At 65.0% G+C, this 12,201-nt stretch carries 11 protein-coding genes; 4 read left to right on the top strand and 7 right to left on the bottom strand.

Going from position 1 to position 12,201, the window contains the following annotated elements; all coding sequences use genetic code 11:
- Window positions 1-3: 3 nt before the first annotated feature.
- Window positions 4-1,776, bottom strand: a complete 1,773-nt coding sequence (gene aspS, locus AB4Z37_RS23040; RefSeq protein WP_441519073.1) for an aspartate--tRNA ligase — start codon at window positions 1,774-1,776, stop codon at window positions 4-6.
- A gap of 207 nt (window positions 1,777-1,983) precedes the next feature.
- Here aspS and rnd point away from each other — a divergent pair, with 207 nt between their 5' ends.
- Entirely contained in the window at window positions 1,984-3,138 is a 1,155-nt protein-coding gene (gene rnd / locus AB4Z37_RS23035) for a ribonuclease D (protein ID WP_441519072.1), read from the top strand.
- A gap of 34 nt (window positions 3,139-3,172) precedes the next feature.
- Here the strand turns inward: rnd and ppx are convergent, their stop codons facing one another.
- From ppx to AB4Z37_RS23015, 4 genes are all read right to left on the bottom strand, one after another.
- Window positions 3,173-4,681: an exopolyphosphatase gene (gene ppx / locus AB4Z37_RS23030; RefSeq protein ID WP_441519071.1), complete on the bottom strand. Its 1,509-nt coding sequence runs from the start codon at window positions 4,679-4,681 to the stop codon at window positions 3,173-3,175.
- 4 nt (window positions 4,682-4,685) lie between these two features.
- Window positions 4,686-6,887 carry an RNA degradosome polyphosphate kinase gene (locus tag AB4Z37_RS23025; protein WP_441519070.1) on the bottom strand — a complete coding sequence of 734 codons (2,202 nt, stop codon included), beginning with the start codon at window positions 6,885-6,887 and terminating at the stop codon, window positions 4,686-4,688.
- A 139-nt stretch (window positions 6,888-7,026) separates the two neighbouring features.
- Complete coding sequence (locus AB4Z37_RS23020) at window positions 7,027-7,725, bottom strand: chromosomal replication initiator DnaA (RefSeq protein WP_441519069.1); 699 nt, start codon at window positions 7,723-7,725, stop codon at window positions 7,027-7,029.
- Window positions 7,726-7,857: 132 nt separating this feature from the next.
- Entirely contained in the window at window positions 7,858-8,400 is a 543-nt protein-coding gene (locus AB4Z37_RS23015) for a CDP-alcohol phosphatidyltransferase family protein (protein WP_441519068.1), read from the bottom strand.
- Window positions 8,401-8,581: 181 nt separating this feature from the next.
- Here AB4Z37_RS23015 and purM point away from each other — a divergent pair, with 181 nt between their 5' ends.
- A complete protein-coding gene (purM, locus tag AB4Z37_RS23010) occupies window positions 8,582-9,655 on the top strand; it encodes a phosphoribosylformylglycinamidine cyclo-ligase (RefSeq protein WP_441519067.1) in 1,074 nt (357 codons plus the stop codon).
- A 34-nt stretch (window positions 9,656-9,689) separates the two neighbouring features.
- Window positions 9,690-10,298, top strand: a complete 609-nt coding sequence (gene purN / locus AB4Z37_RS23005; RefSeq protein WP_441519066.1) for a phosphoribosylglycinamide formyltransferase — start codon at window positions 9,690-9,692, stop codon at window positions 10,296-10,298.
- A gap of 146 nt (window positions 10,299-10,444) precedes the next feature.
- Here purN and AB4Z37_RS23000 read toward each other — a convergent pair whose 3' ends face one another.
- A complete protein-coding gene (locus AB4Z37_RS23000; RefSeq protein WP_441519065.1) occupies window positions 10,445-10,648 on the bottom strand; it encodes a cold-shock protein in 204 nt (67 codons plus the stop codon).
- A 100-nt stretch (window positions 10,649-10,748) separates the two neighbouring features.
- Entirely contained in the window at window positions 10,749-11,231 is a 483-nt protein-coding gene (locus AB4Z37_RS22995) for a hypothetical protein (protein ID WP_441519064.1), read from the bottom strand.
- 28 nt (window positions 11,232-11,259) lie between these two features.
- Between AB4Z37_RS22995 and AB4Z37_RS22990 the strand changes: the two genes are divergently transcribed.
- Window positions 11,260-12,186, top strand: coding sequence for an autotransporter outer membrane beta-barrel domain-containing protein (locus AB4Z37_RS22990; RefSeq protein ID WP_441519063.1), 927 nt, complete (start codon window positions 11,260-11,262; stop codon window positions 12,184-12,186).
- Window positions 12,187-12,201 lie beyond the last annotated feature (15 nt).

Below are 12,201 nucleotides of genomic sequence, written 5' to 3'. Positions count from 1 at the left end.
ACTTCAGTCCTGCGGCAGATTGAGCCGAATGTGCAGCTCGCGCAACTGCTTCGGCGTGACCTCCGACGGTGCCCCCATCAGCAGGTCTTCCGCCCGCTGGTTCATCGGGAAGAGCGAGATCTCGCGCAGGTTGGTCGTGCCGCACAGCAGCATGACAATGCGGTCGACGCCCGCCGCCATGCCGCCATGAGGCGGCGCGCCATACTGGAAGGCGCGATACATGCCACCGAAGCGCGCGATCACCTCTTCCTCGCCGTGGCCGGCGATGCCGAACGCCTTGACCATGGCTTCAGGGCGATGGTTGCGGATGCCGCCGGAGGCGATCTCGTAGCCATTGCAGGCGATGTCGTACTGGAACGCCTTGATGGTCAGCGGATCCTGGGTCTCCAGCGCCTCCAGCCCACCCTGCGGCATCGAGAACGGGTTGTGGGCGAACTCGACGATCTTTTCGTCCTCGTTGTACTCGTACATCGGGAAGTCGACGATCCACGCCAGCTCGAAGCGGTCCTTGTCGATGAGGTTGAGCTCCTCGCCGACCTTCATGCGGGCCAGGCCCGCGAACTTCCAGAACTTCTGGGGATCGCCGGCGACAAAGAACGCCGCATCACCGTCCTTGAGGCCCAGCGCCTCACGGATCGCGGCGGTGCGCTCGGGGCCGATGTTGTTGGCGAGCGGGCCGGCACCCTCGCCGCCCTCGCGCCACATGATGTAGCCGAGGCCCGGCTGGCCCTCGCCCTGCGCCCACGAATTCATGCGGTCACAAAACGCACGCGAGCCGCCGCCGGGCCCAGGGATCGCCCAGACCTGGTTCTTGGCATCCTCGAGCATGCGCGCGAACACCTTGAAGCCGGAGCCGCGGAAGTGCTCGGACACGTCCTGCATCACCAGCGGGTTGCGCAGGTCCGGCTTGTCCGAGCCATACTTGCGCAGCGCCTCTGCGAACGGGATGCGCGGCCAGTTCTTGGTCACCGGCTTGCCCTTGGCGAATTCCTCGAACACGCCTGTGATCACAGGCTCCATCGCCGCGAACACGTCGTCCTGGGTGACAAAGCTCATCTCCAGGTCGAGCTGGTAGAATTCACCCGGCAGTCGGTCCGCGCGCGGGTCCTCGTCACGGAAGCAGGGAGCGATCTGGAAGTAGCGGTCGAAGCCCGACATCATCAGCAGTTGCTTGTACTGCTGCGGCGCCTGCGGCAGCGCGTAGAACTTGCCGGGATGGATACGGCTCGGCACCAGGAAGTCGCGCGCGCCTTCCGGCGACGACGCGGTCAGGATCGGGGTCTGGAACTCGAAGAAGCCGGTTTCCTTCATCCGCCGGCGCATCGAATCGATGATGGCACCGCGGGTCATGATGTTCTGGTGCAGCCGCTCGCGGCGCAGGTCCAGGAAGCGATACTTGAGGCGGATGTCCTCGGGATAGTCCTGATCGCCGAACACCGGCAGCGGCAATTCGCCCGCCGGCCCCAGCACCTCGATCTCGGTCACGAAGATCTCGACATCGCCGGTGGCGAGTTCAGGGTTCTCTGTTCCACCCGGGCGGCGGCGGACCCGGCCGTCGATCCGGACCACCCACTCCGACCGCAGCTTCTCGGCATCCTTGAAGGCCGGCGAATCGGGATCGGCGACGCACTGGGTCAGGCCGTAATGGTCGCGCAGGTCGATGAAAAGGACGCCGCCATGATCGCGGATGCGATGGCACCAACCCGACAGGCGCACGGTCTCGTCGATGTGGCTGGCGCGGAGCGCGCCGCAGGTGTGGGAACGATAGCGGTGCATGGACATCCTGAAAACACGTCGGGCTTGAGGAATCTGCCTTATTTTGAGCGACCGGGTTTACCCGAGCCCGCCCCGCCGGGCAACCAAGGAGGGCCGGTTTTGGCCCCCAATGTTGTCTCGCAAACGCGAAAAGGCTCGAAAAAACAACACTGTCATCTGAAGAAATCGGGGCGACAAGGCGTCCAAGAACGGTTATGCAGCGTGTTCATGAAGCTGATTACCACGACCGCCGACCTGGACGCAGCCTGCGCCCGCCTCGCCGAGCACCCCGTCATCACCGTCGACACCGAGTTTCTCCGGGAGACGACATACTATCCCCTGCTCTGCGTCATCCAGATGGCGAGCCCGGCGGAGGCTGTTGTCATCGATACCCTCGCGGAGGGGATCGACCTCGCCTCGTTCTTCGCCCTGATGGGCAATGAGCAGGTGCTGAAGGTCTTCCACGCCGCCCGCCAGGACATCGAAATCGTCTGGCATCGCGCCGGCATCGTTCCCCATCCGGTGTTCGATACCCAGGTCGCGGCCATGGTGCTCGGCTATGGCGACAGCATCGCCTATGACGCGCTGGTCGAGCGCATCACCGGCCACCGCCCGGACAAGACCCATCGCTTCACCGATTGGTCGCGCCGGCCGCTGACCGAGGATCAGCTCCACTACGCCATTTCCGACGTCACCCACCTGCGCGAGGTGTTCGCAGCCCTCGACGCCGACCTCAAGAAGCGCGGCCGCAGCGACTGGGTCAGCGAAGAGATGGAAATCCTGACCTCGCCCAAGACTTACGACTTTCACCCCGAGCGGGCCTGGGAGCGCCTCAAGACGCGGGTGCGCAAGCCCAAGGAACTCGCCGTGCTGATGGAAGTGGCAGCCTGGCGCGAGCAGGAGGCCCAGGATCGCGACGTGCCGCGCTCGCGCGTGCTCAAGGACGATGCCATCGGCGACATCGCCACCCATGCCCCGACCACCATCGAGCGCCTCGCCAACCTGCGCTCGCTGCCGAAGGGCTTCGAGCGTTCCAAGTGGGGGCAGGACATCCTCGCGGCCGTGCAACGCGGCCTCGCCCGTGACCCGCACAACCTGCCGAAGCTCGAGAAGCCGCGCAGCAACGCCAACACCTCGGCGATCGTCGAGCTGCTCAAGGTGCTGCTGCGCATGACCTCGGAACGCCATGGCGTCGCTTCCAAGGTGCTCGCGACCGTGGACGATCTCGAGCAGATCGCCGGCGACGACAAGGCCGACGTCGCCGCCCTGCACGGCTGGCGGCGGGAACTGTTCGGCGAGGCTGCGCTCGACCTCAAGCACGGCCGCCTGTCGCTGGCGATCGACCGCGGCCGTGTGGTGCAGATCAAGCGCGAGGCGCGCTAGCTAGCTACGCCTCGCACGCTCGTTGCTTTTCCGGCTAGCGCTTGACGATCGTGCCGGAGCGGCCGAGCAGCCGCGCGAGCTGCTTGAAGCGGTTGCCGACGCGGTCGGCGGCAAGATCGACGATGCGGGGATCGAGCACGAGCTGCAGCTTGCGGCCCACCGAGCGGAACTGGGTTGCTGGCAGTACGCCCGGCTGCGCCGCCGACACCAGATGGCCGACGCGGAAGATCGCGGCCAGCAATCGCGCCCTCTCCAGCATATGCGGGGACACCAGTCCGCGCACCGCCTGTGGTGCTTCGTTCTCGGCATTCAGCCCGGCATAGCGATAATAGATCGACAGCGCCAGGAAAGCGCGATCCGGATGGCTGATCGCGCCGAAATGACCGTTGATGACGAGGTCCATGCTCTGCTCGCCACGATGATCGGGGTGCGCCCGCCAGCCGATGTCCGACAACAGGCAAGCGGCATGGCGCAGCCGGCGCTCGTCGGCAGTCTCCTTGACCTTGGCGACGCGGATCAGGCGGTCGCTCCAGGCGATCAGATCATCGGCGTGCCGCGGCGAGCGCGAGCGCAATTGATTGAGCACGCGCACGGCGGCCATCAGGCCGTCCTGGTTGCGCTGCTCCGGCGGCAGCTTTTCGTACAGCAACCCCTCGCGCACGCCATAGGTCGAGAACACGATGGCCTTGGGCCGGGCGATGCGCAGGATGTATTCGAGCACGAGCGCGGCGTAGGTCAGCAGCGGCCGGCGTGCGTCGGCGACCGTCTCGATATCGGCGAGCATGTCGGAGGCCGCGAGCCGCCGCAGCCGCTGCAGGAAGCCGAGGGCTTCTGCCGCAGGAATGCTGTACTCGTGCATCACCTTGAGCGGATAGCCGCTCTGGATGATGTGAATGCGTGCCAGCGCACGCCAGGTGCCGCCCACGGCATAAAAGGTCCGACCGCGCCCGCCAGCGAGCTGAGCAATGCCGGACAGCTCGGCCTTGACGATGCGCTCAGCGCGCTTCAACGATTTCTGTGAAATGTCCTGCAGCGCGAGGCCACCGAGCGGCAAGGTCTGGCCGCTGCCGACCCGGCTGCCGCGGACATCGACCAATTCGAGGGAACCGCCGCCGAGATCGCCGACGATGCCATCGGGCCGGTGGACGCCAGACACCACGCCCAGCGCCGACAGCCGCGCCTCACGCTGTCCGGACAGGATCTCGATCGGCGCACCACAGATGCGCTCGGCTTCCGCGATGAATTCAGGGCCGTTGGTGGCATCGCGACACGCCGCCGTGGCGATAGCATGCACGCGCCCCACCTTCATCACCCGGCAGAGCGCGCGGAACCGGCGCAGCGACGCCAGCGCCTTCTGCACGGCGTCGGCGGCCAGGAGGCCGGTGGTCTGAACCTCGCGGCCGAGGCCGCACAGCGTCTTCTCGTTGAAGACGGGGGCAAGGCTGCGTGTCAGGCTTTCATAGACGACGAGACGAACGGAGTTCGAGCCGATGTCGATGACAGCAATGCTCTGCGTCACCTTGCGGGCGCTGGAACCCGACACGCGCCTACGACGACTGTGATTGGCGGTCCGAGCGGCGCGTGAGGCGGCGTGGCGAAGATTCTTTGAGGGACTTTCCACGGCCTGACAGACTCGGATTCGTCATGAAGTAATTGTGGACGTTGAAAGACTCCTCGCCTTTCGCGGCCTTCATACGCGTTGACGACCCATCGGGCAACAATTGCCAGCTCTGCTGATTATCCTTCAGGTTGGCGACCATGATCTGCTCGAGAACCTGTTGATGGACCGTGGGATTCTGCAGCGGGCACAGCACTTCGACGCGACGGTCGAGATTGCGCGGCATCATGTCGGCTGACGAGATATACACAACTGCTTTCGGCGACGGCAGGCCATATCCCATGCCAAAGCAGTAGATGCGGCCGTGTTCCAGGAAACGGCCGATCACCGACTTTACGCGGATGTTTTCCGACAGCCCGGGAACGCCGGGCCGCAGGCAGCAGATGCCGCGCACCACCAGGTCGATCGGCACACCAGCCTGCGATGCATCGTAAAGCGCATCGATAATGTCGGGATCGACCAGCGAGTTCATCTTCATCCAGATCGCCGCCGGCTTGCCGTGGCGGGCATGGCTGATCTCGTCGGCGATATGCTGCAGGATGCGCTTGCGCAGCGTCAGCGGCGACACCGCCATCTTCTCGATGTCGATCGGCTCGGCATAGCCGGTGATGTAGTTGAACACCCGCGCGCCGTCGCGCGCGATCACCGGATCCGACGTAAAGTAGGACAGGTCGGTGTAGATGCGCGCGGTGACCGGATGATAGTTGCCGGTGCCGACATGCACGTAGCTCGTCAGGCTGCCGCCCTCGCGCCGCACCACCAGCGACAGCTTGGCGTGGGTCTTCAGCTCGATGAAGCCGTACACCACCTGCACGCCGGCACGCTCGAGGTCGCGCGCCCAGCGGATGTTGGCTTCCTCGTCGAACCGTGCCTTGAGCTCGATCAGCGCGGTCACCGACTTGCCGGCTTCGGCCGCCTCGACCAGCGTCTTGACGATCGGTGAGTTGCTGGAGGTACGGTACAGCGTCTGCTTGATCGCGACCACCTCGGGATCACGCGCCGCCTGCTGCAGGAACTGGACAACGACGTCGAACGACTCGTAGGGATGATGAACCACGAGATCCTTCTGGCGGATCGCGGCGAAGATATCGCCGCCATGGTCGCGCACCCGCTCGGGGTGGCGCGGCACATAGGGCGGGAATTCGAGGTCCGGCCGGTCGAGCCGCGTCAGTTGCGATAGCTCGTTCATGGCGAGCGCGCCGTCGACCAGAAACACCTCATCGTCGGAGGTGGCGAGCGCATGCTGCACGAACGCCCGCAGTTCCTCCGGCATCGACGCTTCGATTTCCAGGCGGATCACCGATCCGCGGCGGCGGCGCTTGAGCGCAGTCTCGAACACGCGGACGAGGTCTTCAGCCTCTTCCTCGATTTCGATCTCAGAGTCGCGGATGACACGGAAGGCACCCTGCCCCTTCACAGTGTACCCCGGAAACAACCGCCCGATGAACAGGCCGGTCGCCTGCTCCAGCGTCATCAGCCGGATTGCGCCGTCCTTGCCGCCCGGCAGGCGAATGAAGCGGTCGATCTTGCCCGGCATGCGGATCAGCGCGTTCATCACCTTACCGTCGGAGACGCGCGCCAGATGCAGCGCGATCGAGAAGCCGAGGCTGGGAATGAATGGAAACGGATGCGCCGGATCGATCGCCAGCGGCGTCAGCAGCGGAAAGATATTGTGGAGGAAATGGTCTTCGATCCAGTTGCGCTCCGACTTCGTGGTGTCCTTGCCGTCGATCAGCTGGATGCCGCTGTCGCCGAGGATCACACGCAGGTCGCGCCAGATCGCCTGCTGGTCGGACGCGAGCTTGGAGACGGTCTCGTTGACCCTGGCGAGCTGCTCGGATGGCGTGAGCCCATCGGGGCTACGCTCGGTGATGCCTTCACGGATCTGCGCCTTGATACCGGCAACGCGCACCATGAAGAATTCATCAAGGTTGTTGGCCGAGATCGACAGGAAGCGAACCCGTTCTATCACCGGGTGCGCCGGATTGACCGCTTCCTCCAGCACCCGACGATTGAAATGCAGCCAGGACAACTCACGGTTGATGAATCTCTCAGGACTGGTCACGATCGCGGGACGGCTCTCCTCGACCTCAATTTCCTCTTTTAAAACAATAACCTGTTCAGAATTCATGAGAAAGCAGCCGATCGTGAGGACTTAAGGGCTCGGGCCCGTTTGCGGCGAAGCATGGGCGAACCACATGACGTTTCAATGACATGATGAAGCAAGGCGTCGCGCCGTCAAGCGGGTGGCAGGACCTGCGCGGTCGGCGTCAGTCCGGCCGGAATGCAGTGTCGTCACGCAGCAGTTCCGCCGCCAGCGCGCGCGTCACCGGACGACGCTGTCGCAGCGATTCCGCATCCAGCTGGGCGACTGTTTCGCGAGCAGCGGCGACTGAACGCTCGATGCGGGTCGCCAGATATTGGACCATGGCTTCATCGACGCTCATCTGGCGGTCGGTGCAGAACTTGACGATCAGAGCCCGGAACAGCTGATCGTCCGGCTCGGAGATGGCGATCACCGGCACTGCGCGCAGCCTGGAATTGAGGTCGCGCAGCCCCACGGCGAACGATGCCGGAGCGGCGCGCGCCGTCATCAGCACGTGGGCGCCATGTTCACGCGCGAGATTCATCAGGTGGAACATGGCGCGCTCGTCGATCACCTCCGGCGCCAGATCCTCGACCACCAGAGCCCCGGTGCTCAGGGCTTCCGGCACCGCCGCTTCCGTCAGCGCACGAGCAGCCACCACCCGCGCCCCGGCCCGCTCGGCCCAAACCGCGGCGAGATGGCTCTTGCCGGCCCCTTCCGGCCCTGCCAGCAGCATGATGTGGTTCGGCCAGTCCGGCCAGCTGTCGACCAGCGCCAGCGCCAGCTCGTTGCTCGGCCCTTGCAGGAAGTTGTCACGTGTCAGGCTTTCCGTGTGCGGCAGAACAAACGCCAGCTGACGGGGTCGATCGATACGGCCTGCCACGCAACATCACTCCTTGCAGAAATTCCCCGGAACCGACTTGAGCGGCGGCCGGACACGCCGGCAGCCCAAGGCCACGGGAGAATTACTGGACCGCTGCACCGGATCGGGCATCTTGCCTTGCCGCTCCCGGCGTCAACGGGACGGCTCGATCTCGCTCATGTGACGCACCCAGTCCACGAGATAGAAGGACACCGAAAGCAGCGTCAAGATCGTCACCAATGCCATCAGGATGATATCGAACGGTGACGGGTTGAAATCGAAGCCGAGCGCCGCCAGCACCAGCGCGGCAAAGGCGACCTGGGCCACGGTGTTGAGCTTGGAGACCATCAGCGGCTTCATCTCGACCGGCTTGCCGAGCAGCCAGGACACGATCACGGCGCCGACAATCATGATGTCGCGCGACACCACCAGAATCACGATCCAGCGCGGGATCGCCCCCCAGACCCCGAGCGCCACATAGATCGAAACCAGCAACGCCTTGTCGGCCAGCGGATCGAGCAGCGCGCCGATCTCGCTGGTCATGTTGAAGCGCTTGGCCAGGAACCCGTCCACCGCGTCGCTGACCCCCGCGGTGACGAACAGGCCGAATGCGATCGTCATCTGGTTGGACGCGATCGCCCAGACAATGACCGGCACCAGCAGGATCCGGCCCAAAGTAATGATGTTTGGAAGCACGCGAGGTCCCGGGGCGCCTGGTTTGCGGGCATTGCCATCTTGATCGGTTCCGGGCGACCTGTTGTCAACACTGGAAATTTGCCGACGAACGGGCAAGCATTGCGCCTTGGCCAAATCTTCCGTAACCACCCGGAACACGGTGCCAGAAACCCTCGGGTGGGCGACAATCGGGCCTCAGAACATGACCGAACAGACCAACAACCTCACCTACGCGGACGCGGGCGTCGACATCGACGCCGGAAACCGGCTGGTCGACATGATCAAGCCCCTGGTGCGGGCGACCGCCCGCCCCGGCGCCGACGCGGAAATCGGAGGCTTCGGCGGCCTGTTCGACCTCAAGGCCGCCGGCTTCAAGGATCCGGTCCTGGTCGCGGCGACCGACGGTGTCGGAACCAAGGTCAAGATCGCCATCGACACCGGCCTGCACAGCGGAATCGGCATCGACCTCGTCGCCATGTCGGTCAACGACCTGGTCGTTCAGGGCGCAGAGCCGTTGTTTTTCCTTGATTATTTTGCCTGCGGCAAGCTCGACCCGGACGCCACCGCGGCGATCATTTCGGGGGTCGCCCAGGGCTGCCGGGATTCCGGCTGCGCCCTGATCGGCGGCGAGACCGCGGAAATGCCCGGCCTGTACAAGGACGGCGACTATGACCTTGCCGGCTTCGCGGTCGGCGCGGCCGAGCGCGGCACGCTGCTGCCTGGTCCGGACATCGCGGCCGGCGACGTGGTCATCGGCCTCGCCTCCTCCGGCGTGCACTCCAACGGCTTCTCGCTGGTCCGCAAGATTGTCGAGCTGTCGGGCCTCAGCTTGCAGTCCCCCGCACCGTTCGCGCCGGTCATGACTTTGGGCGCCGCGCTCCTGGCGCCGACGCGCCTTTATGTGAAGTCCTGCCTGGCTGCGATCCGCACGACCGGTGCGGTCAAGGGTCTCGCTCACATCACCGGCGGCGGCTTCACCGACAACATCCCGCGGGTGCTGCCGCGCCACCTCGGCGTGCGCATCGACCTCGCCGCACTGCCCGTGCTGCCGGTGTTCAAATGGCTGGCCCAGCAGGGCGGCATCGCCGAGCTTGAATTGCTGCGGACCTTCAATTGCGGCATCGGCATGGTCGCCATCGTCAAGTCCGACGCGGTCGCCGCCGTCACCGAAATCTTCGCGCAGCATGGTGAAAGCGTCGCCGTGCTTGGCGAGGTGATCGCGGCCACCGGCGACGAGCGGGTGATCTACAACGGCCATCTCGATCTGACGGCATGACGACGCCCCGCGCCCGCACTCTCCGGATCAGGCAATGACCACGCTCGACCTCGGCTTCCTCGCGTCCCATGGCGGCAGCAGCATGCGCGCGATCGTGGGCGCCATCGCTGGGGATGGCCTGGATGCAAGGGCGCGGATCGTGATCGGCAACAATGGCGATGCCCCGGCACTGCAGTTCGCGCATGCGCAGGGCATTCCCGTTCGCCACATCAGCGCCAAGACCGAAGGTAGCGAGCCTGCCGCCGACCAGGCGATCTGTCGTGCGTTCGAGGACAGCGGTGTCGCCTGGGTGGTGATGTCAGGCTACCTGCGCAAGCTCGGCCCGGCGACACTCGCGCGCTATCGCGGGCGTATCCTCAACATCCATCCGGCGCTGCTGCCGAAGTTCGGCGGCCAGGGCATGTATGGCCGCCGCGTCCATGAAGCGGTGCTCGCGGCCGGCGAGCATGTCAGCGGCGCCACGATCCACCTGGTGGACGAGGAATACGATCATGGCAGGATCATCGCCCAGCGCGAAGTTCCCGTGCTGCCCGGAGATACCGTGGATGACCTGCAACAGCGCGTGATGGCCGCGGAGCCCGGGTTCTTCGTCGACGTCCTGAGATCGCTCGCGAGCGGCGGCGCGTTGCCGAACCCGGCCTGATCAGAGCCAAACAAAAGCGGCGCGACTGATGCCGTTGCGCGACAGACCGGGACGGCCGCTCTGGCGACGCCGGGTGTATCGCGCAGTCGCATTCAATAAGAAAAAAGCCCCGGAAAAAACGCGCCGGGGTTCTCAGCCTGCCGACGTTAGCCGACCTTGAGGTTTTCGGCCGAAGCGCGGCCTCGGCTCTCGACGAGGTCGAACTCGACGACCTGGTTTTCGTTGAGCGTGCTCAGTCCGGCGCGCTCGACCGCCGAAATGTGCACGAACACATCCTTGTCACCAACCGCTGGTTTGATGAAGCCGTACCCCTTGGTGGGGTTGAACCACTTGACGGTGCCTTTTGCCACGTCTGTCTCCTGCTCCTAGACATAAAAAAAACGGGGCCGCGCATCACGCGCGCCACGCCACAAACGGGCTCAGATATGTGCAGATATCTTCACGTATCACTCAACGCACAGTCAAACAGCCGAACTCCGATTGCATAACAATCCCAACATGAAAATCCGGTGTTAGCAAGACCCGTGGTTGAGCTCCGTCTCGTCCCGGATCACCGTCCGTGCGCCCGTGATGTGTGTGGCAGCGCAACAACAGCGCCTGCAAATCTCGATGCTTGTGCGCCGCAGAAGCGTTGACCGCTGCGGGCAATTCGTCCCAAATCCACCCGTTGCGCAGCGGTATTGTGCGCCCGGACCGATTGCAGATGATGAGATTTTCGCTCACGCGCTTGGCACTGACGCGCCGGTTGATGGCATCCGCCATCAGTACGTCCGCCATCGCCGGCGCATTGCTGGCGACAGTCGCCAGCGCCAATGCCACGTGCCTGTGCGACGGGCCGCCAACCGCGCCGCCAAAGTCACCGCCCTCCGCTCCCCCTGTCGCGCCGCCACCGCCGCCACCGCCGCCGCCTCCAGGTCCGAACACGACCGACATCGAAAGCCAATTTTCTTCGCAGCAGGCGTTGTTCGACCTCGGCACCAACTTCCTGCGCCGGCTCGGCGACCAGTCGACCTGGGGCACCAACGCGGCGTTCAGCAGGAATCCCGCTGGCGGCGGCGCGTCAGAAGGCGCGACACCGCAAGCGTTCCGGAGCTGGGCTGAATTCTACGGCATCTCGTCACGCACCGACCCGCAGGGTGCCTTCACCGGGGATCATCGCAGGACCTATGGCGGTGTCGCGGGCCTCGGCGCGACCGTGCTGCCGGGCCTGAATGTCGGTGTCTCGGTCGACCGCAGCGAAACCAAGATCGACATGCCCGAGGCGCTGCAGAATGCCAAGCTCGGTCTGACCCAGCTCGGCTTCAACGCCTCCTATACGGTCGGCAACTGGACGCTCGCCGGTGCGGTCGTCCATGGCTGGGGCGACATCAGCGCGCAGCGCGGCACGATCGCCGGCCTTGCGCTGTCGAACTACCACGGCGAACTCGACGGCCTGCTCGGCGAGCTCAGCTACTATTGGGCTCTCGGCCAGAGCCGTGTCGTGCCCAAGCTCGCGATCGAATACGTCCGGGCGCAAACCGACGCGTTCCTGGAGACCGGCGGCTTCGATCCGGTCGCGGCCGCCCAGGCCACCGGCGAGCGCACGCGGGTGCTGCTCGGCGCTGAGGTCGGCCACTACTGGATCATCGACAGCAAGGTCCTCGACGTCTCGGGCTACGGCAAGTTCGTCGACAACGTCGCCCAGCACCTCAGCCCGATCACCGTCAGCACCAATGGACAGTCCATCACGGTCCAGGGCATCCGCGAGGGCACTTATGGCGCCGACGCCGGCGCTGGCCTCTCCTACGGCCTCACCGGCGCGCTACGCGTCTATGCCAACTATGATGGCAAGTTCCGGCAGAACTTCATCTCCCACCAGGGCACGATCGGGCTTGAGGTGAAATGGTAAGCAGTGCCCGCCTGC

It is taken from the genome of Bradyrhizobium sp. 2TAF24, assembly GCF_052115025.1.
Taxonomy (GTDB): domain Bacteria; phylum Pseudomonadota; class Alphaproteobacteria; order Rhizobiales; family Xanthobacteraceae; genus Bradyrhizobium_A.
This window is presented reverse-complemented; position numbering and strand designations above follow the sequence as displayed.